This window comes from Actinomycetes bacterium, from assembly GCA_024222295.1.
Taxonomy (GTDB): domain Bacteria; phylum Actinomycetota; class Acidimicrobiia; order Acidimicrobiales; family Microtrichaceae; genus JAAEPF01.
In genome coordinates, this window is record JAAEPF010000002.1 from 102,707 (window position 1) to 123,711 (window position 21,005).

A 21,005-nucleotide genomic window follows, 5' to 3' on the forward strand; every position below is an offset into this window, starting at 1 on the left:
CGACTCGCGTCGTATCGACGCGGAGCTACTCAAGAAGGGAGGTTGAGTGGCACAGCACAGACCGGGTCGCGCGACCCGTTGTGGTGAGCGAGCACCGATGTGATCGTCGCAGCATGCAGTCGTCGATCGTCGCCATCGAGGAACTCGCACACACGCAGATGGGCCGTTTCTCCCGGAGCCAGGTCGCTGGGCTGGATGCGCGTGGCCGCGTGCTCGTCCAGTCGCAATTGCGTGCACACAAATGGCGTCGTGAGACCTCACGGGTGCTGTCGCTTCCCGGCGCACCAAGAAGCAGGCGCGGGTCGATGTGGACCGCCGTATTGCATCTCGGACCGACCTCGGCACTCAGCCATTTCAGCTCGGCGCGGCTTCACGGGCTACCGGTAGCCGACGACCAGCCCGACAGCGTGATTCTTCCTGCGGGCGCCAACAGGTCGGTACCGGGCTTCACGGTCCACCAGCGAACGGATCTGGTTGATGGTCATCTCACAACGGTGAGGAGGTTGCGCTGCACCAACGTGGAGCGGACTCTGTTCGACCTCGGAGGCATGGTTTCAGCCTCCCGCATGGACGCCTGGCTGGATCAGCTGACCGCCGAGCGCCGGGTCGACCCCGTAGAAGTGGCGATGCTGGTGCAGCAGCTGAGGCGGCAGGGCAAACACTCAGTGCCTGCCTTGGTGCACTCACTGTCCCGCCGACTCGGCGGCGCAGGCCTGGCCCAAGGAGCACTCGAGGTCCGGCTGCTGGAGGCGGTGCGACGCTCTGGCCTGCCAGACGGTGTGGCGCAGTTCCCGCACCCGGGACGCCCGGACGGCGGCGAGTTCGTTGACCGGGCATGGCCGGAGGCCCGTCTCATCGTGGAGGCCGACGGGCGGGTCTGGCACGACCGGATCCAGGCGGCGTCCACCGACGCCCGCCGTGACCGCGCCGCCGCGGCAGCGGGCTTCCTCACCATCAGGCTCAGGCACGAGGACCTGGTGGGCGACCAGGCTGGGACCGCGATCGAGCTCGCGGAGATCTACTGCCGACGCGTCCGCGACGTGGCCTGAGCAGGCCTTCTGGTTGGGGCGCTCGCTGTGATGGCTCACTCAGCCTTGTTTCTGAAGGCGCTCGGAGCCGCTCGAACGCTCAGCCACTCGGGAAAGGAGGCTGAGTAGGAGAGCACGGGGGTGGGTGAGAGGAACGCGTTCGGGGGTGCGGGTTGGGGGCCGGTACCGTGGCGGGCGTGGAAAGAACCGTCAACATCGGCGTACTGGGCTGCGGAAACGTCGGCGCGGCGCTCATCAGCCTGATCGGCGAGCGTGCGGACGACATCGAATCGCGCACCGGCATCCGCCTCGAGGTCACGCGGGTGGCCGTGCGATCGCTGTCCAAGGAACGCGATGTGGAACTGCCGGCGAAGGTGTTCACGACGGATGCCCACGAGGTGGTGTCCGACGCGGCGGTCGACCTGGTGGTCGAGGTGATCGGCGGCATCGAGCCGGCGCGGGAACTGGTACTGGAGGCGCTCGATTCCGGCAAGGCGGTTGTCACCGCCAACAAGGAGTTGCTGGCCAATCACGGCGCCGAGCTCTACGCCGCGTCCGATGACTCGGGCGTCGACCTGCTGTTCGAAGCAGCCGTCGCCGGTGGCGTGCCGTTGATCCGGCCGCTTCGCGAGTCGCTGGTGGGCGAAGACGTGTCCCGGGTCATGGGCATCGTCAACGGCACCACCAACTACATCCTCACCAAGATGACCGAGGAAGGCTGGAGCTACGCCGAGGCCCTCACCGAGGCGCAGTCCCTCGGCTATGCCGAACGTGACCCGACCGCAGATGTGGAGGGCTACGACGCCGGCGCGAAGGCCGCAATCATCGCCACGATCGCGTTCGGCCAGAAGGTCGTTGCCGGAGACGTGAGCCATGAGGGCATCTCGTCGATCACTGCCACCGACATCGACTTCGCCAAGCGTCTCGGGTACCAGATCAAGCTGCTGGCCATCTGCGAACTGCTCGACGACGGGTCGGTCGCGGTGCGGGTGCACCCCACCATGGTTCCCGACCACCACCCGCTGGCCTCTGTGCGCGACAGCTTCAACGCTGTGTTCGTGGAGGGCGACGCCGTTGGTGACCTGATGTTCTTCGGCCGCGGTGCCGGCGGATTTCCCACGGCCTCCGCAGTGCTCGGCGACGTGGTCGATGCCGCTGCCAACCTGTCGAAGGCGACGCATGCCTCCCTCGGGAGCTTCGCCAAGGCGAAGGTGCGTGCGATCGATGACCTGCACTACAGCTACTACCTCAACATCGAGGTGCAGGATCAGCCCGGAGTGCTCGCCGCGGTCGCAGGCGTGTTCGGCGCCCACGAGGTGTCGATTCGCTCGATGGAGCAGCAGAGCCTCGAGGACGACCCCGCCCCGCTGGATCGTGCACGCCTGATCTTCATCACCCACGACGCCCGCGAGTCCGATGTTCGCTCCACGCTGCATGAGTTGCGCGGGCTCGATGCCGTCACTTCGGTGGGTTCTGTGCTCCGGGTCATCGGGACCGAGTGACGCGGTGCTCGCGATGATGGGTGTCGAACCCTCTGGAGGGCCGCGATGAAGTACGTGTCGACACGCGGTCAGGCGCCGATGCTGGGCTTTGCCGATGTGCTGCTGGCGGGCCTCGCGTCGGACGGGGGGCTCTACGTGCCACAGCACTGGCCGAAGCTGCCGGCGCTCGAGGACCTGCGCGGCCTCGACTACGCGCAGCTGGCGGCCGAGGTCATGTGGCCCTACGTGGCCCCCGACGGACCGCCGGTTGCCGGTGACCTGGACAGGGAGTCGTTCGATCGCCTCGTCGCGGAGGCCTACGGAACCTTCGACGCCGACGAGGTCTGTCCGATCTCCGAGGTTGGCGGCATTTCGCTCGTGGAGCTGTTCCACGGCCCCACCCTCGCTTTCAAGGACGTTGCGCTCCAGCTCGTCGGCCGCTTGTTCGATCACGTGCTCACGGGCCGCGACGGCCGGGTTGCGATCCTCGGCGCCACTTCGGGCGACACCGGCTCGGCTGCGATGGATGCTTTCCGCGGCCGCCAGCGCGCTGACTGTGTGATCCTGTTCCCCGACGGCCGGGTCTCCGATGTACAGCGCCGCCAGATGACGACGATCATGGAGCCGAACTGCCACGCAGTCGCGGTCGATGGGACGTTCGACGACTGCCAGGACCTCGTGAAGGCCGCCTTCGCCGACGTGGCGTTTCGCTCCGAGGTGCACCTCAGCGCGGTCAACTCGATCAACTGGGGCCGGGTCATGGCCCAGGTCGTCTACTACGTGTGGGCCCAGCTGCGCGTCGCCCCCGAAGGCGGTCCCGTGAGCTTCTGTGTGCCCACCGGCAACTTCGGCAACATCCTGGCCGGGTGGGTGGCCAAGCAGATGGGCCTCCCGGTGGATCGCCTGATCGTCGCCTCCAACCGCAACGACATCCTCACGAGGTTCTTCACGACCGGCGCGATGGAGGTCGAGCCGGTGGTGCCGACCACGTCGCCGTCGATGGACATCCAGGTGTCCTCGAACCTGGAGCGGCTGCTGTTCGAGGTCCTGGGTCGGGACGGCTCGTCGGTAGCCGAGCTGCTCACCAGATTCCGAGCCGATGGCCGAGTGGCCGTGCCGGCCGATGTGCTCGAGACGCTCCGGTCGGAGTTCGATGCGGGTCGCCTGGAGGACTCAGATGCCGCCGAGGTGATCGACTCGGTGTATGAGGCCGACGACGTCCTGCTCGACCCCCACACGGCCGTGGGTGTGGGCGTGGCACAGCAGATGGTCGGCTCGGTCGACACCCCTGTGGTCTGCATGGCCACGGCTCACCCGGCCAAGTTCCCGGACGCGGTGTTCGAGGCGAGCGGCGTGCGCCCGCCGCTTCCGGCGCACCTGGCCGACCTGATGGATCGCCCCGAGCGCATTGAGCATGCTGCCAATGACCTAGGTGCGGTCGAGGCACACGTGCGCCGGGTGCTTGCAGTTGCGAACTGAACGCCGGTACATTGTCCGTGTCGTCTCCGGCGGGGGCTGAGGCGGACGATCCACACCCGGTGCCGGTTTCAGCCGAGTCCCGGTGCCAGGAACTCGACCTCTTCGCCCGCTGAGCGCTCAACCGTTCCACAGCCGCAACCCCGCTGCTGATGACCGCCGGTCCTCCCGACGACCGGTCGTGGCGATCCATGCCCCGACCCACAACTCCGAGAACGGAGACACCAAAGTGAGTGTTGATCTGCAGGGTCTCGAGCGCAAGGACCGCGCCGAGCTCGCCACCATCGCCCAGGCCCTGGGCGGCAAGACGACCAGTCGGACCAAGAAGGCCGACATGGTCAACATGATCCTCGAGCTCTCCGGCAATGCGCCCGGTGACGCTAAGGCCGGCGACGCGGGGCCAGACTCCGGGTCTGCGGCTGCCGGCGGGGCGAGCCGGGGGAACGGCGGCTCCGGGAACGACGCGAAGACCGAACAAGGCGCCGACGATGCCGGTGGCGACGAATCGCCCGCCGGTGAGACCGATGCTGATGGGTCCGGCGACAGCGGCCCGGCTCAGGCTGACTCTGGTGATGGTGGCGGCGACCGCAACCGGAACCAGGGCGGTCGTGACCGTGGCCAGAACGACGGCGGCCGCAACCAGAACCGCAACAAGGGTGGCGGCAACCAGGGCAACCGTGACCGCAACCAGAACCAGGGCGGGGACCAGAACCAGGGCGGGGACCAGAACCAGGGTGGCAAGCAGAACCAGGGTGGCAAGCAGAACCAGGGTGGCAACCAGAACCGCAACAAGGGTGGCGGCAACCAGGACGACGTGGAGCCGGGCAACCGGCGCGGCCGTCGTCGCCGGGGCCGCAATCGCGACCGCAACGATGAGCCTGAACAGCAATGGGACGGCGAGCCGGTTCCCGTTGAGGGGATGCTCGACCTACGCGACGACGGCTACGGCTTCTTGAGGGTCAAGGGCTTCCTGCCCTCCAAGCACGACGTGTACGTATCGGTCAAGCAGGTGCGCCAGCTCGGACTCCGCAAGGGCGATGTGATCGCCGGCACCAGCCGCCCGGCCAACCGCCAGGAGAAGAACCCGGCGATGCTCAAGGTCGACAAGGTCAACGGCCTCGACCCCGAATCACAGAGGAAGCGACCTCGCTTCGAGGACCTGACCCCACTCTTCCCGGACGAGAGGCTCCGCCTCGAGCGCACGGACCAGCCCCAGGACATGACGTCGCGCATCATCGACCTGATCTCACCCATCGGCAAGGGCCAGCGCGGCCTGATCGTGTCGCCGCCCAAGGCCGGCAAGACGACCGTGATGAAGACCATCGCCCAGTCGATCGAGGCCAACAACCCCGATGTGCACCTGATGGTGCTGCTGGTCGACGAGCGACCCGAGGAAGTCACCGACATGAGTCGATCGGTCCAGGGCGACGTGATCGCGTCGACCTTCGACCGCCCCTCCGATGAGCACACCATGGTCGCGGAGCTCGCCATCGAACGGGCCAAGCGTCTGGTCGAGTCGGGCCAGGACGTCGTGATCATCCTCGACGGCATCACGCGGCTCTCCCGGGCGTACAACATCGCTGCTCCCGCCACCGGCCGCATCATGTCCGGCGGCATCGACACCGGCGCCCTGTACCCGCCAAAGCGCTTCTTCGGCGCGGCGCGCAACGTGGAGGAGGGCGGTTCGCTGACCTTCCTCGCCACCGCCCTCGTGGAGACCGGCTCGAAGATGGACGAAGTGATCTTCGAGGAGTTCAAGGGCACCGGCAACATGGAACTGCGTCTTGACCGCCGGGCAGCCGAGAAGCGCATCTACCCGGCGATCGACGTGGATGGCTCCTCTACCCGCCACGAGGAGCTGCTGTTCAGCCGTGAACAACTCCAGGAGGTCTGGAAGCTCCGTCGGGTGCTGTCGGGCCTGGCTGCAGAGAGTGGCTCCGGTGCGGGACTGGAGCTGTTGATCGACCGCATGAAGACCTTCCCCGACAACGACCAGTTCCTCGCCGAGATCGGCAAGGCTCCCGCGGTGGGCGGGTAGGCAAGCCTGCGGGCATGCCCTGACCCGCCAACGCCCCGTCCGCTCGGCCATCAGGTCCGGCTGGGAGCCGGGACGCTGCGGCTGTCATACTGACAAGTCCCCCATATGGCCCCGTTCGGAAACCGGGGCCGCCAGATGGAGAAACGATGAAGGCCGGAATCCACCCCAACTACCGATACGTCGTGTTCCAGGACACCTCTTCGGGCGACAAGATCCTCACTCGCTCCACCATCGAGACCGACGAGACGATCACCTGGGACGACGGCAACGAGTACCCGCTCGCCAAGGTCGAGATCTCGGCCTTCACCCACCCGTTCTTCACCGGCCAGATGAAGATCGTCGACACGGCCGGCCGCGTGGAGCGCTTCGAGCGCCGCTACGGCAACCGCCGCAAGAAGAAGGCTGCCGACGCCGAGAAGGCCGACAGCTGAGATCCGACCAGCGGGCACAACTGCTCGCTGCCAAGCTGGGTGCACTGGTCGTCGGCCTCAGGGGCGTCGACGTCGATGCACGACCGCTCGGCGCTGCTGCCGCGGCGTCGGATTCCGGCACCGCATTCGTGTTGCAGTCGAAGTGTGGGCCATCGGAGTTCGGAGGCTCGGTGTTGCACGCGCTGCGTGCCGATGCCGCTCAGTTGGTGTTGTTCTGTGACGAGGGCGCCGGTGTCGCCGCGCGCCTCGCATCGCACTTCGCAATGCCGATAGAGGTTCGCGCGGTCGTTGGGGACACCTCTGTAGCCGCCCAGCCGGACCCACTGCCGGTCGTACCTCCCCCACCTGTCGGCGTTGAGGACTTGCTCGCACAGCTCCGTACCCATGGCCTGGAGGTCGTGGCGGAGGAGGGGTCGTGGCGAGGTGAGCTGTTGGGACTGGAGATCGCCCGGCTGGTCCTGTGGCCGACCGAGACCGGAGGCGATGGCGAGTACCACCTGGAAGCCGGCGTGGGCCGGTTCGACCGCGATGCTGCCGCCGCCATGCATGAAGGTGAGACACCCGAGGCGGGCCTGCAGCGCGCCGTGCGGATCGTGTCCGAGCGCCGGCACCGTGGAGCAACCACACATCCACTGAGCCTCCTTTCGCGCTCCCGTTGGCTGCGCTCCGACGCGGCGGCGGATCCCGCGGTTGTGGGTGCGGTGTCGCTCGAGTCCGTGCAGACCGCCTACCCGCCTGACAGTGTTCGTGAGGACCCGCCGGCCGCCGCCATCGCCACCGATGCCGACGGCAGCCAGTTCGTGGTCGTGTTCGGGGCGGGTGCAGGGCTCGACCTCGTGCCCGTGGCAGCAGACACAAGGGCGATGTATGCCCCTGACGGGCGGCTCCTGCTGGTCGTTCCTCCGAAGGACCACCTGCGGGTCACCGGCGAGCTTGCCGCGCAACTCACAGGTGACGTCGGCATCGTTGACCTCGAACCCGGGTGGGCGTGATGCGCGGGCGTCTCGACCATCTCGCCCAGGAGTTCCGCAACTGCGAGGCGCAGATGGCGGACCCGGACGTGGTGGCGGACAGGGAGCGTTTCGTGTCGGTGAGCCGGCGCTACAAGGAGCTCGAGCCTCTGGTCGAGGCACGAAACGAACTCCTCGAAGTCGAAGGCGACATCGAGGCGGCGTCGGAGCTCATCGAGTCTGCCGAGGGCGACGAGCGGTCCACGCTCGAGGCGGACCTGTCGGGGTCACGTCAGCGCCTCGCGGAGTTGGAGGATCGGATCAAGGTTCTGCTGCTGCCGAAGGACCCCAACGACGACCGCAACGTGATTCTGGAGATACGCGGCGCCGAGGGTGGTGAGGAGGCCAACATCTGGGCCGCCGACCTGCTCGAGATGTACCGGGGGTTTGCCCAGCGGCTGGGCTGGAAGCTCGAGGTGCTGTCGTCGTCGCCGTCCGACCTCGGCGGTGTCGCGGAGGCAACCGTGCGAGTGAGCGGCGATGATGCCTGGTCACGCCTCAAGTTCGAGGCGGGCCCGCACCGAGTCCAGCGGGTGCCGGTCACGGAGTCGCAGGGTCGTGTGCACACGTCGTCCGCCACCGTGGCTGTACTGCCCGAGGCCGAGGAGGTCGATGTGGACATAGATCCCAACGACCTCGAAGTCGATGTGTACCGCTCGTCGGGCCCGGGTGGTCAGTCGGTCAACACGACCGACTCGGCGGTGAGGATCACCCACAAGCCGACTGGCCTCGTGGTGTCGATGCAGGACCAGAAGTCGCAGCTGCAGAACAAGAACAAGGCGCTGCGGGTCCTTCGGTCGCGCCTGTTGCAGGCCGAGCAGGAGAAGGCGGCAACCGAGGCCGGTGAAGCGAAACGTGCCCAGATAGGGGGCGGTGGTCGTGGCGAGAAGATCCGCACCTACAACTACAAGGACAACCGCGTGACCGACCACCGCATCGGGCTCACGACCCACAACCTCGACCGGGTTCTCACGGGCGAACTCGACGATGTGAGCAATGCGCTCCTGGCCGACGAGCGGGCCCGTCTCCTCGCCGAGGGAGCGGACTGACGACGCCATGATCGCGTGGCGCGAGTTGCTGGCCGAGGCGACTGATCGCCTGCGCGCCCAAGGGGGGCGCGATGACGCCCGCCGGATAGTGGAGGAGGCCTCGGGAGCTTCGGCAGTGGAATTGGCCCTCGTGCTCGATGACCCGGTCACCGAGGGCGGGATGGCCCGCTATGACGACATGGTGGGGCGGCGCGAGGCGGGGGAGCCGCTGCAGTACGTGCTCGGCCATTGGGGGTTCCGTTCCCTGGACCTGATGGTTGATTCCCGGGTGCTGATCCCGAGGCCCGAGACGGAACAGGTTGTCGAAGAGGCCCTGGGCGAGCTTGATCGACTTGGTGGGCGTGACGTGGCCACCAACGTCGTCGACCTCGGAACCGGCTCGGGCGCGATCGCGCTGGCGATCGCCACCGAGCGTGTTCGCACCAGTGTGTGGGCGACGGATGCAAGCGACGATGCGATCGCGGTGGCCCGCGCCAACCTCGTGGGCTGCGGGCGGGCGGCGGCGCGCGTCACGCTGTCGGTGGGCAACTGGTTCGACGCGCTGCCTGTCGAGCTGCGAGGCAACTGTCAGCTGATCGTGTCCAACCCGCCGTATGTGGCAGCGGATTCTGACTTGCCGGCCGAGGTGGCCGGCTGGGAGCCGACCTCCGCGCTGCTGGCCGGGCCCGATGGCCTGGATGACCTGAGGGTGATCATCGCCGGAGCGCCGGACTGGCTCGAACCGCAGGGAGTGCTCGTGTGCGAACTCTCGCCAGAGCAGGCGGCAGGAGCGGAGTCGTTGGCCGGTGACTGTTTCGCCGATGTGCGCACCGAGCCTGACCTGGCGGGCAAGCTCCGCGTCCTCGTGGCACAGCGGCCACTCGCTGGATGACCCGGAGATCGGCTCAGACCGGCTGGTCGGGACTCACCACACCCAACCCTGCGTTGGCCGGCACCGGCACGATTGCGTCGTCGCGGCAGCTGAAGCCGTCGCCCGAGTCGTCGTCGCTGCCGACCTCGGGGAACAGGCGCTCGAACTGGCCGTCCTTGACGACCATGAGCATCTCGCAGGTTCCGGGACTGCCACCCTCGGGGCCCGGGTCACGAACTGCGTGCAGGCCGCCACCGGTCCAGTCGTCGATGTCGGCCGCGCCCGTGAGTATGCACTCGCGGCTGAGTTCCCCGTCGTTGGACTCGCCGCATTGCCTTGCCGCTTCGGCGAAGAGCAGCCAGGCCGAGAAGCTCCCCATTCCGAGCACGGCGATCTTGGGGTCGTCGACGTTGTCGTTGACGATGTCGATGTACTGCCGGGTGGCGGGCCAGTCGGCGGCTTCCTCGAAGGGGTGGTACGCGGAGCGGATGATCGAGCCTTCGGCGTTCTCTGCGCCGGCTGAATCGATGAACGTCTGGTCGTAGTGGTTGGTGGTGGAGATCGAGATCCCTTCCCAGCCCTGTTCCCGCAGTGACTTCACGAGGGCGCCGAGGTTGGTCGGCTCTCCGGTGAAGTGCAGGGAGGTTGCTCCGCTGCCGATGACCTGCTGGGCCAAGGGAGTCCAGTCGCTCAGGCCGGTCACCGGGTAGGAGAACACGCCGGTGTTCTCCATGCCTTCACCGTCGAGTGCCGCGACCGAGTGGTTCTTGATGAACCCCATGGAGGGCAGGTCGCCCCAGACCACCGCACCGGAGGTGGCTTCTGTCGGATGGACCTGCTCGAAGTCTCGGATCCATCCGGAGTAGAACTCCTCGCCCGGGTTGGGTATCGGTTGGATCTGACCGTTGGAGCCCGACTTCTCCGGAGAGACCGCGAAGCCGGGAATCTCGGCGAGCCGGCAGAGGTGGAAGTCCGAGTCGGGCTTGCCGGTGAACTGCAGGTTGTCCTGGACCTGGCCGCCGCCGACCATCATGAACACGCCATTGCACGCCCGCGCCATCGCTGGTTCGACCTCGAGGAGCTTGCCGTCGAGGTCGACGATCTCGATGGGGAGTCCGCCGATACCTCCCGCGGCGTTGCACCAGGCGACGAACGCGTTGGAGGCGTCCCACATCTCCTTGTTGAGCCCGGGGCGGATCTGGGATGTGCGGTCGTTGGACACACCAATCAGGAGCTTGTCGGGCGAGCCTGCGTCTTCGTCGGCCGCGATGGTGAAGTCACCGGGTCCGCACACGTCGCTCAGGTCGCCGAAGCTTCCGGGTCCCTGCCCGTCCGAGGGCTCACCACCGGTGCCCTCATCAGCACCGGCGTCCTGGCCGGAAGTCTCAGTGTCCTCGTCGCTCGCGTCCTCGTCCCCCTTTGCAGCGCAGGCTCCGGCCAGCATGGTCGTAGCTGCAAGCAGGGCCGCGGTCTTGCGCCAAGCGGGTTTCATCCGTCACTCCCCACTGATCGGTCTGTCTTGTTGGTCGGTCTGCATCTGTCGCCCCGGGGCCGTTGGTCTAGATCGGCTGGTTGGGTCCGATGATGCCGAGGCCTTCGTTTTCAGGGACCGCCACTACTGCCTCGTCGTGGCAGCTGAAGCCGTCGCCGGAGTCGTCGTCGCTGCCGACCTCGGGGAACAGGCGCTCGAACTGGCCGTCCTTGACGACCACGAGCATCCCGCAGGTGCCGGACGGGCCGCCTTCGGGGCCAGGGTCGTGTGGCGAGTGCAGGCCGCCGCCGGTCCACTCGTCGATGTCGGCTGCCGAGGTCAGGATGCACTCGCGGCTGAGTTCCCCGTCGTTGGACTCGCCACAGGCCTTCGCCGCTTCGGCGAAGAGCAGCCAGGCCGAGAAGCTCTGGGCTCCGAGCACGGCGATCTTGGGGTCGTCGACGTTGTCGTTGACGATGTCGATGTACTGCTGGGTGGCGGGCCAGTCGGCGGCTTCCTCGAAGGGGTGGAACGCGGAGCGCATGACCGAGCCTTCGGCGTTCTCGGCGCCGGCTGAATCGATGAACGTCTGGTCGTAGTGGTTGGTCTCGACCATCGGGACGCCTTCCCAGCCCTGTTCCCGCAGCGACTTCACGAGGGCGCCGAGGTTGGTCGGCTCTCCGACGAAGTGAAGCGACGTGGCACCGGAGCCGATGACCTGCTGCGCGGACGGCGTCCAGTCGGCCTGGCCCGTGACCGGGTAGGTGAACACGCCTGCGTTCTCCACGTCCTCGGAGTCCATCACCGCGAGGGTCTGGTTCTTGATGGTCTCCATGGCCGGGAGCTCGCCCCAGACCTCCGTCATCGACTGGGACTCATCGGGGTAGAGCTTCTTGAAGTCCTTCATCCACGCCGAGGAGATCTCGGCGCCCGGGTGGGGGATCGGCTGGACCTGGCCATTGGACTCCGACTTCTCGGGGGAGACCGTGAAGCCAGGAATCTCGGCGAGACCGCACTCGTGGAAGTCGGACTCAGGCTTGCCGGTGAACTGCAGGTTGTCCTGGACCTGGCCGCCGCCGACCATCATGAACACGCCGTTGCAGGCGCGGGCCATTGACGTCTCCACCTCGAGGAGCTTGCCGTCGAGGTCGACGATCTCGATGGGGAGTCCGCCGATGCCTCCCTGCTCGTTGCACCAGGCGACGAATGCGTTGGAGGCGTCCCACATCTCCTTGTTGAGCCCCGGGCGGATCTGGGAGGTGCGGTCGTTGGACACACCGATCAGGAGCTTGTCGGGCGAGCCTGCGTTCTCGTCGGCCGCGATGGTGAGGTCACCGGGTCCGCACACGTCGCTGAGGTCACCGAAGTCGGCCGCGCTCGCGCCGTCGCCGTCGTCGCCGGACGTGGCTTCCTCGGCGCCGGGCGATTCCCCTTCGTCGCCGCCGCTGGCGTCGTCGTCTCCCTTGGCCGAACATGCCGCGGCCACGAGTGTGGTCGCCGCGATGAGCGCGAGCAGCTTCATGAAGGTCTTCGACACGCTGATCCCCCTAGGATTCCCCGGTTGTGTCAGTGGTCACAGTAGACGACTCCTGTGACGTCGGTGCACCGTTTGCCTGCGCAGGTATGCCCCGGCTCAGGGGACGACCAGCACCTTTGCATGGCGCCCGGGATCCCGTAGTTCCTCAAAGGCATCGGCGACACCGTCGAGTCCGACAGAACCGGTGAGCATCGGTGCGACGTCGATCTCGCCTTCGGATATGCGCCGCAGCGTGCGGCCGAACTGCTCGGGGTCATAGCCAAGCACGAACTGGATGTTGACCTCGCGGGTGACCGCCGCCATCGGATGGAAGGTGTCCGGCTGCATGCACACGCCGGCGACCACGATCTGTGCATTGCGGGGCGCCGCACGCACGGCCTCGTCGATCACACCGGGCACGCCCACGGCCTCGAAGATCACAAGGTCGCGCCCCCCGCCGACCCGGCCCCATGCTTCGGCTGTCGGCTCCTGTGCCGGATCGACCACCTCACTCGCGCCCATGCGGGCAGCGAGCGCGCGGCGGGCCGGTGAGTAGTCGGCTGCCAGAACCGTCTCCACGCCGGCGAGGCGCAACGACGCGATGATGGCGAGCCCGACGGGCCCGCATCCGACGACCACGGTGCCGTGGCGCGGAGTCACCCGGCTCATCTCGACCGCATGCAGGCCCACGGCCATCGGTTCGGTCAGCGCCGCTTCGCGGTGGCCGAGCCCGTTGGGCACCTTGAGGCACAGGGCATCGGAGAGGAGTACCTGTTCGGAGTAGGCACCGGGGTATTGCCCCGAGTAACCGACCGGGTGGATTCCGGCTGTGTCCATCACGATCGGTATGGAAACCACCGTGTCCCCGGGTTGGCAGTTCGCGGTGTTCTCACCAACGTCGACCACGCGGGCGCAGAATTCGTGGCCCATGACCACGTCCGCTCCCGGGTCGAAGGTCTCGGTGGGGAAGTCGGCGACCGACGCAGCCGACGCCGACATCTCCGCGAACTCCTCGGAGTGGTCGAGGGTGTGCAGGTCCGAACCGCAGATCCCGCAGGCCAGTACCTCGGCCAGGAGCTGGCCCGGACCGGGTGGTGGCGTCTCGAAGTCGTCCACCACGAGTCGACCCTCGCGCATGATGACGGCACGCATCTGCGCACGGTAGCCTGCGTCCGATGAGCAAGGGCCACAGCGACGATGCCGACAGCTCCCAGGTGGGTTCCGTCTCCCTGTTCGAGGGCATGACCGATTCCGAACTCGCCCGGGTCGATGACCTCGGGTCGCGCATAGAGGTGCCCGACGGTGAGTTGCTGGTCGACCAGGGCGACCCCGGCACGTACTGCTACGTGGTGCTGGAGGGGTCGGCCAACGTGTATGCCAACGGCGAGTACGTGGCGACCATCGGTGCCGGATCCACTATCGGCGAGATGGCTCTGATCGACCACCGGCCTCGCACGGCGACGGTCGTGGCCGACGGTCCCATGGGCCTACTGCGTTTCGACACGTCGCACTTCAAGGCCCTGCTGGAGGAGATGCCGCGCGCCTCCGAGCGCATAATGGCCATCCTCGCTGCCCGCCTGCCGAAGTAACGCCCGCGCCGCCGACACCGGTTGGCCGGCCGGGGTCAGCCCGCGAGCGTGAGTTGGCCGTCAGCCGCGATCTCGGCGGCGGTGCCGCCCAGGTCACGGCTCTCGGCCGCAAGCATCGCGTCGGCGTCCGTCGACACCCCCCACACGCGTTCGCCCGAGCTGGTGAGGCAGGCGGCGTGCAGTCGCTCGGACGCGTTGTCGCGGTCGTGCATGACGGTCCATGCTTCGATCTCCACTTGCCCCGAGTGGGTTTCGAGTACCTCGCGGCCCTCGGTCTCGGCCTCGATTTCCCGCTGCGGCGCCTCGTGGCGGAAACCGTCGGGTGGTGGTTCGGTGCCGAGCAGTCCGAAGGAATGCTTGTCGACGTTGCCGCCGTTGCCGGTCACGAGCCCGAGGCTGCCGGCCTCGTTGCGAAGGACGTCGACCATTGTCGCCAGGGCGTGGCCGACGGGGTTGTTCCATGGCCCCCCGGCGAATGCCAGCCCGCCGTAGACGGTCAGTTGGCGCTCGAGCGGATCGAGGCCGAACTCACGACAGAACAGCTCCACTGCGGATGGGAAGCACGAGTACACGTCGAGGTGAGCGACGTCGTCGAGGTCGACTTCGCACAGCTCGAGTGATCGGCGTCCCGCCACACCGATGGAAGGCGACCTTGTGAATGAGTGGCGCTCCGACATCACCCGGTCCTTGCCGTCGGTTCCGCTCCAGCAGTGGACCCAGCGGTCACGGCTGACGCCGGCCGAGCGGGCCGCGGCCGCGCTGGTGACTATCAATGCCGACGACATGTCGACGTCGGGGTTGGAGACCATCCTCTTGGTGTAGGGCCAGCCGACGAAGCGGTTGTCGGAGTCGGCGGTCGTGATCTCGGACGCGGTCAGTTCCTCCCGCCGCCAGGCATGGGGGTTGGCTGCCGCCACCTTCGAGAAGCCGGCCCACATCTGACCCACCAGTGCGATCTGGTCCTCGAGCGTGCGGCCCGGGTTCTCCGTCAGCGCGGCGTGGATCAGGGCTGTCTCGAACAACGGGTAGGTCTGCACCGGCTGGAAGATCTCGCGGGCGTGCTCGGCTGGGTGGCCCATCTCGAAGGAATCCGTGCTGCCCCAGTCGGGCTGCACGGATTCGTCCTGGACGGGCCAGTCGGGCCGGGTGTCAGCCTTCAGTGACCTGCTCCGGGTGTGCCAGGCCTCGCCCCCGACCAGCAGGCCGACCTCCAGGTTTCCCGAAGCGATCTCGCCGGCCATCCGGTTGAGCATCATTCCCGGGGTGTTGCCACCCATCGCGGGGTACCAGGTGTGTGCGTCGGTGGCGCCGACGGCCTCGGCCACCAACAGCGCCGCGTCGCGGTGGCGCCAGGAGATCGTGGGTACTGCGGCGACCACATCAGCGCGGCCTGCCAGCGCCACGCCAGCGTCGCGGTCTGCTATCGAGGCGGCTTGCGCCATCAGGTCGGTGGGGCACAGGGGGTCGGAACCCGAATCCACACGGTTGAGGAACTGACCGGCGCCCACGATCACCGGTGTGCGCTCATCGAGGCTCATGTGGGCGGACGGTAACCGTGCCGGGCCCGCAAGGACCAGTTGGCGCGGAACCCGGGTGCGCAACGACCGACGACAGAACAGGTGTTCGGCTACAGTGGCAACATGTTGCAGGGCTGCCTTCTGAGCGCCGGTGAACCCGAGGTGCGCCCTGTCGCATTCGAGCGCACCGAGCCCGCTGCGGGAACCTTCCTGGACGTTGCCCGGGGTGTTCTGGGCGGGGCGGACGACGTTCTCTACGAGCTGGTCGACAACACCGAGTGGCGTGTCGGGCGGCGAGTCATGTGGGACCGCGAGGTGGACGACCCCCGTTTGTCGCGCTGGTACAGCGCGCATGACGGTGATCCCCACCCGGCCCTGGCCGGGGTCCGCCGGCTGGTGGAGCGGCGCTATGGCAGGCCACTCGGCGGCGCGGGCCTCAACTACTACCGGGACGGCTCGGACTCGGTTGCCTTCCACGCCGACCGGGAGTTGCGTACATGGTTCGACTCGATCGTGGCCATAGTCGTGCTCGGCGAGCGGCGTCCCTTCCTCGTGCGTCCGAAGGGTGGCGGCGCGTCCATTGACCTCTCTCCGGGTTCGGGGGACCTGCTCGTGATGGGTGGTCGCTGCCAGGCCGACTTCGAACACGCGGTGCCGAAGAGCGCACGCCGACTGGGCCCGCGCGTATCGGTGTCGTGGCGCTGGAGTCCCGGCCCCACGCCCACGGTGCACCGCCCGGGCGGGTATTTCGAGTCGCGTAGCTGGCGTACCCTGTCGGGGTGACCACCACCATTGCCATGGGCGCCGACCACGCCGGCTACGAACTCAAGGACGCACTAGCGGACCACATACGCGGCCGCGGATTCGAGGTGCTCGACCTGGGCACCAACTCGCCCGACAGCGTCGACTATCCCGACTTCGGCGTCGCAGTGGGCAGGGCCGTCGCAGGTGGTGAGGCGGACCTCGGCGTGTGCGTCTGCGGGTCAGGCATCGGCATCTGCATGGCGGCCGACAAGATCCATGGCGTGCGTGCGGGCACGGTGCACGACGAGACCTCGGCGCGGCTCGCACGCCAGCACAACGATGCCAATGTCATATGCCTCGGTGCCCGTCTCACCGGTCCCGCCGTTGCCACCGCTGCGGTCGATGCCTGGTTGGACGCGGAGTTCGAGGGCGGACGACACTCGAGGCGTACCGGAAAGCTCGACGAGCTCTGACGAAGAGGACCCCCCATGCCCTGGCCCGAAGAACGTGATGCGGAGCTGTTCGCAGTCATCGACCGCGAGCGTGAGCGCCAGAACACCGGCCTCCAACTGATCGCGTCTGAGAACTTCACATCGCCCGCGGTCATGGAGGCCGTGGGATCGGTGCTGACCAACAAGTACTCCGAGGGCTACCCGGGCAAGCGCTACTACGGCGGCAACGAATACGTCGACGAGGCGGAGGACCTGGCTCGCAGCCGCGTGTGCTCGTTGTTCGGCGCGGAACACGCCAACGTCCAGCCCCACTCCGGAGCCAACGCCAACGTGGCGGTGTACCTCGCGATGCTCGAGCCCGGCGACACCGTGCTCGGACTCAGCCTCGACCACGGCGGCCACCTCACCCACGGCTCACCGGTCAACATCTCCGGGCTCAGCTACAACTTCGTCAGCTACGGGCTCACCCAGTCCGATGAGCGCATGGACCTCGAGCAGCTCCACGCCCTCGCACAGGAGCACCGGCCCAAGATGATCGTGGCCGGCGCCACCGCCTATTCCCGCGAGGTCGACCCGAAGCCGATCCGTGACATCTGCGACGAGGTCGGTGCACTGTTCATGTTCGACGCAGCGCACATCGCCGGACTCATCGCGGGCGGGGCGCATCCCAACCCGGTCGGCATCGCGGATGTGGTCACCTTCACCACCCACAAGACCCTTCGCGGCCCGCGCGGTGGCTGCATCCTCACCAGCGAGGAGCACGGCAAGGCGATCGACAAGGCGATCTTCCCGGGTCTGCAGGGCGGACCCCTCGAGCACGTGATCGCGGGCAAGGCCGTCGCGTTCCGCGAGGCGGCGCATCCGAGCTTCGGCGAGTACGCGCACCAGATCGTCGCCAATGCGCGCGCGCTGGCGGAATCACTTGGCGGGCACGGATTCCGGATGGTCTCGGGTGGCACCGACAATCACCTGATGATGATGGACCTGCGCTCGGTCGACGAGGAACTGACCGGCAAGGACGCCCAGATCGCGCTTGACCGCGCCGGTATCACGCTCAACAAGAACACCATCCCCGACGACCCCCGCAGCCCCTTTGTGACCTCGGGCCTGCGGTTGGGCACGCCGTCGGTCACCACACAGGGAATGCGCGAAGCCGAGATGGCCACCATCGGCGACCTGATCGCCAGGGTTCTGCATGCCCCGGGCGACGACGCCCGGCTCGCCGCCGTGCGCGAAGAGGTCGCCACGCTGTGCTCAGGCTTCACGCCGTATCCCTGATCCAGCTGTGAACGCCAGCACCGGCCAGGCGCACAGGTGCGGTACACCGCGGCCGGCCACCAGTAGCGTTGGGCTGTGGGCAGCTACCTGATCGTCATGGTCGTCGCGGTCGCGGCGACAGCGATCTCCGTGCCCCCTTTGCGGGTGCTTTCGCGGCGCGCCGAGGCGATGGCGCACCCGAGCGACCGCAGCGTGCATGCGCACGCCACCCCGCTGCTCGGCGGTACCGCCCTGCTGATCGGCGTGCTCGCGGGGTTCGTCGCGGCCTGGTTCGTGCCCGACCTCGACCCCATCTTCACCACGCCGGGGAACCTCGTCGGAGTCGCCGCCGCGGCGGTTGTGATGTGGCTGACCGGCCTGGTGGATGACCTGCGAGACATCTCGCCGCCCGCCAAGGTCGCCGGAATGGTCCTGTCCGGCTCCATGCTCACACTCGTCGGACTCACCATCATCTACTTCCGGGTGCCGTTCGTGGGCTTCACCGTGCTTCCGCCCGACCTGTCGGCACTGGTGACCGTCGTGTGGGTGATCGGCATGGCCAACCTGGTCAACCTGATCGACGGACTCGACGGACTCGCCGCCGGCATCGTGGCGATCGCCTCCGGTGCGTTCTTCCTGTACGGATGGGCGTTGCTCGACGAGGGCGTGCTCGACCCCTCCAACGTGGGGCTTCTCGTCGCTGTCGCAACGGCCGGGGCGTGCATCGGGTTCCTGCCGTTCAACTTCAATCCGGCCAGCATCTTCATGGGCGATAGCGGAGCACTCATGCTCGGAGTGCTGCTCGCGTCCTCGACGGTGGCGGTCGGCGGCCAGTCCGATGACCCCTTCTCGGGTCAGTCGTGGTTCTTCTTCGCCCCGCTCATCCTGCCGTTGATCATCCTCGCGGTGCCGCTGATCGACACGTTGTTCGCGATCCTGCGCCGGGCCACCAAGCGGCGCGGCGTCGCCACGGCCGACAAGGAACACCTGCACCACCGGCTCATGGACCTCGGCCATGGGCACCGTCGCGCGGTGCTGATCATGTGGGCCTGGACGGCGGTGCTGTCGGGCTTCGTGCTGATTCCCGTCTACACCGGTCGCGGCGACGCGATCGTGCCGATCGGACTCGCCGCCCTGGCGCTGCTGCTGTTCACGCTTTTCGCGCCCACCATCATCCGCCGCGCCACCGCCCGCTCCTGACGACGCCGGCTCGCGGTTCCTGCGGGCGGAGCGCCGGGTGGGGTCTCAGTCGACGAGGACGGTGTTGGTGTCCTTGCCGGACCGGATGATGCTGCCGGCGTTGTTGCCGGTGGGCTCGCCGTCGGTGATCGTTTCCACGCCCGACACGAGCACGTGCTTCACACCGGTCGAGCCCGCATGCAGTCGGCCGCAGTCGCCGGGCAGGTCGTTGACGAGGGTCAGCATCTCGGAGTCGATCGTCTCGGGGTCGAACACGACCAGGTCGGCGATGTTGCCCTCGGCGATGGTGCCGCGGTCCTTCAGACCGAACAGCTCGGCGGGCACCTGGGTGAGCATCTGTACTGCGCGTTCGACCGACACGAGCTTGCGGCCGCGCAGGCAGTCGCCGATGAAGCGGGTGGGATAGCCGGCTCCCTGCATGCGGTCGAGGTGTGCACCGGCATCGGAGCCACCGAGCATCACCGATGGGTGGTCCCACGCCTGGCGGCGTAGTTCCCAGGACTCGTCGTCGTTGTCGGTGGCGCCCGGCCAGAGCACGGTGCGCAGGTCTTCGGCGAGCACGATGTCGAGCAGTGTGTCGAAGGGGTTGTCGTCGCCGCGTTCCTCGGCGATGTCACAGACGCGGCGACCGCTCAGGCCCTCGTTGGCCTCGGAGTAGGTGTCGCCGATCACGTAGATGTCCCAGCCGGTGAGGCGGGCGAACACTCCGGCGTCGGGGCTGGCCGCGCGATCCTGCATGAAGCGCCGCACCTCGGGGTCGCGGAGCTTCTCCATGCGTTCCGGCACGGGCAGCCCGAGGATGTCTCCCCAGTCCGGCATCATGTTCAGTGCGCAGTAGTTGAGGAAGCTCATGTTCATGGGCACGATCACCGGCATGGTGAGCGCAACCACCTTTGCGCCTTCCTCGGCGCAGCGGTCCATGGCATCGAGCTGGTTCCTGTAGCGCTCGGGGGCGTGGCTGTCGACGGTGAGCACGTTCCAGTTGAGGGGCCGCTTGCCGGTTCGCGAGAACTGGATCATGAAGTCGACTTCATCGTCCTCGAAGCCATCTAGGCAGCCGTCGGACGCGAACTCGAGCGTCGTGCCCTCGTGTTCGGACACGACCGACGCGAGCTGGAACAGCTCGTCCTCGGTGGCCCAGCGGGAGGCGACCGGCTCACCGTCGCCGTCGGAGTGGGTGCGTGCACGGGTGGTTGAGAACCCGAGTGCACCCGCTTCGATGCTCTCCGAGAGCAGGGCCTTCATTGCTTCGACCTGCTCGGGGCTCGCCTCGTTGCCCACGGCGTCGGCGCCCATGACCTTGCGGCGAAGGGCGCAGTGGCCCACGAGGAAGGCGGCGTTGACGCCGAGGCTGCCGTCGAGCCGTTCGAGATACCCCTCCATCGAGGTCCAGGTCCAGTCGACGCCCTTGGCGAGGGCTTCGAGTGGCATGCCCTCCACCTTGGCCATCATGCGAGCGGTGTACTCGCCGTCGCCCTCGATGACGGGTGCGAGAGTGAAGCCGCAGTTGCCTGCGATCACTGTGGTGACACCGTGGACATTGGACGGTGAGGCCGACGGGTCCCACAGCAGCTGTGCGTCGTAGTGGGTGTGGGGGTCCACGAACCCGGGGCAGACGACCAGTCCTGTGGCATCGATTGTGCGGGCGGCGCCGTCCAGCCGTTCAGAGCCGGTCGCCTCGATGGCGACTATGCGTCCGTCGTCGATGCCCAGGTCTGCTGTTCTGGAGGGCGCTCCGGTCCCGTCGACGATGGTTGCGTTGCGGATGGCCAGGTCCACGGCGTGCTCCTCGGGTGGATGTGCGGAGAGTTTGCAGCAAATCTGACGGTCTGTCAGATTTGTGGCCATCGTGCCAGAACTGATCGCTCACGGGCAACGTGTCCGGGGTGGGGGAAA

Annotated in this window: 18 protein-coding genes; 13 read left to right on the plus strand and 5 right to left on the minus strand. The window is 67.5% G+C overall.

Annotated elements, in window-relative coordinates:
* Positions 1–113 precede the first annotated feature (113 nt).
* The 8 genes from GY812_00510 (at position 114) to prmC (ending at position 9,384) form a co-directional block, all read left to right on the plus strand.
* A complete protein-coding gene (locus tag GY812_00510) occupies positions 114–1,049 on the plus strand; it encodes a DUF559 domain-containing protein (GenBank protein ID MCP4433966.1) in 936 nt (311 codons plus the stop codon).
* Between the two features lie 176 nt (positions 1,050–1,225).
* Positions 1,226–2,530, plus strand: a complete 1,305-nt coding sequence (locus GY812_00515) for a homoserine dehydrogenase (GenBank protein ID MCP4433967.1) — start codon at positions 1,226–1,228, stop codon at positions 2,528–2,530.
* 45 nt (positions 2,531–2,575) lie between these two features.
* Positions 2,576–3,988 (plus strand): threonine synthase, encoded by a 1,413-nt coding sequence (locus GY812_00520; protein MCP4433968.1) that lies wholly within the window; start codon positions 2,576–2,578, stop codon positions 3,986–3,988.
* A gap of 226 nt (positions 3,989–4,214) precedes the next feature.
* Positions 4,215–6,023 carry a transcription termination factor Rho gene (locus GY812_00525; GenBank protein MCP4433969.1) on the plus strand — a complete coding sequence of 603 codons (1,809 nt, stop codon included), beginning with the start codon at positions 4,215–4,217 and terminating at the stop codon, positions 6,021–6,023.
* A 146-nt stretch (positions 6,024–6,169) separates the two neighbouring features.
* Entirely contained in the window at positions 6,170–6,454 is a 285-nt protein-coding gene (locus GY812_00530) for a type B 50S ribosomal protein L31 (protein ID MCP4433970.1), read from the plus strand.
* 170 nt (positions 6,455–6,624) lie between these two features.
* A complete protein-coding gene (locus tag GY812_00535; GenBank protein ID MCP4433971.1) occupies positions 6,625–7,446 on the plus strand; it encodes a hypothetical protein in 822 nt (273 codons plus the stop codon).
* On the plus strand, positions 7,446–8,513 hold the full coding sequence (gene prfA, locus GY812_00540) for a peptide chain release factor 1 (protein MCP4433972.1): 1,068 nt from the start codon (positions 7,446–7,448) through the stop codon (positions 8,511–8,513). Before GY812_00535 ends, prfA begins: the two co-directional genes overlap by 1 nt.
* 7 nt (positions 8,514–8,520) lie before the next feature.
* Entirely contained in the window at positions 8,521–9,384 is an 864-nt protein-coding gene (prmC, locus tag GY812_00545) for a peptide chain release factor N(5)-glutamine methyltransferase (GenBank protein MCP4433973.1), read from the plus strand.
* A 13-nt stretch (positions 9,385–9,397) separates the two neighbouring features.
* Here prmC and GY812_00550 read toward each other — a convergent pair whose 3' ends face one another.
* The 3 genes from GY812_00550 to GY812_00560 form a co-directional block, all read right to left on the minus strand.
* The gene (locus GY812_00550) at positions 9,398–10,855 is read right to left on the minus strand and encodes an ABC transporter substrate-binding protein (protein ID MCP4433974.1); all 1,458 of its coding nucleotides are present in this window, start codon (positions 10,853–10,855) and stop codon (positions 9,398–9,400) included.
* Positions 10,856–10,922: 67 nt separating this feature from the next.
* Positions 10,923–12,371, minus strand: a complete 1,449-nt coding sequence (locus GY812_00555) for an ABC transporter substrate-binding protein (protein MCP4433975.1) — start codon at positions 12,369–12,371, stop codon at positions 10,923–10,925.
* 96 nt (positions 12,372–12,467) lie between these two features.
* Positions 12,468–13,502, minus strand: coding sequence for a zinc-binding dehydrogenase (locus tag GY812_00560; protein ID MCP4433976.1), 1,035 nt, complete (start codon positions 13,500–13,502; stop codon positions 12,468–12,470).
* Between the two features lie 23 nt (positions 13,503–13,525).
* On the opposite strand from GY812_00560, the gene GY812_00565 reads away from it, so the two are divergent.
* Positions 13,526–13,939, plus strand: coding sequence for a cyclic nucleotide-binding domain-containing protein (locus tag GY812_00565; GenBank protein MCP4433977.1), 414 nt, complete (start codon positions 13,526–13,528; stop codon positions 13,937–13,939).
* A 35-nt stretch (positions 13,940–13,974) separates the two neighbouring features.
* Here GY812_00565 and GY812_00570 read toward each other — a convergent pair whose 3' ends face one another.
* Positions 13,975–15,477, minus strand: a complete 1,503-nt coding sequence (locus tag GY812_00570; GenBank protein MCP4433978.1) for a hypothetical protein — start codon at positions 15,475–15,477, stop codon at positions 13,975–13,977.
* Between the two features lie 102 nt (positions 15,478–15,579).
* Between GY812_00570 and GY812_00575 the strand changes: the two genes are divergently transcribed.
* The 4 genes from GY812_00575 (at position 15,580) to GY812_00590 (ending at position 19,109) form a co-directional block, all read left to right on the plus strand.
* Positions 15,580–16,239 (plus strand): hypothetical protein, encoded by a 660-nt coding sequence (locus GY812_00575; protein MCP4433979.1) that lies wholly within the window; start codon positions 15,580–15,582, stop codon positions 16,237–16,239.
* Between the two features lie 14 nt (positions 16,240–16,253).
* Complete coding sequence (gene rpiB, locus GY812_00580) at positions 16,254–16,673, plus strand: ribose 5-phosphate isomerase B (GenBank protein ID MCP4433980.1); 420 nt, start codon at positions 16,254–16,256, stop codon at positions 16,671–16,673.
* A gap of 15 nt (positions 16,674–16,688) precedes the next feature.
* On the plus strand, positions 16,689–17,930 hold the full coding sequence (locus GY812_00585; protein ID MCP4433981.1) for a serine hydroxymethyltransferase: 1,242 nt from the start codon (positions 16,689–16,691) through the stop codon (positions 17,928–17,930).
* Positions 17,931–18,005: 75 nt separating this feature from the next.
* The gene (locus tag GY812_00590) at positions 18,006–19,109 is read left to right on the plus strand and encodes an undecaprenyl/decaprenyl-phosphate alpha-N-acetylglucosaminyl 1-phosphate transferase (protein ID MCP4433982.1); all 1,104 of its coding nucleotides are present in this window, start codon (positions 18,006–18,008) and stop codon (positions 19,107–19,109) included.
* A 45-nt stretch (positions 19,110–19,154) separates the two neighbouring features.
* Here the strand turns inward: GY812_00590 and GY812_00595 are convergent, their stop codons facing one another.
* Positions 19,155–20,957, minus strand: coding sequence for a D-aminoacylase (locus tag GY812_00595; protein ID MCP4433983.1), 1,803 nt, complete (start codon positions 20,955–20,957; stop codon positions 19,155–19,157).
* Positions 20,958–21,005 lie beyond the last annotated feature (48 nt).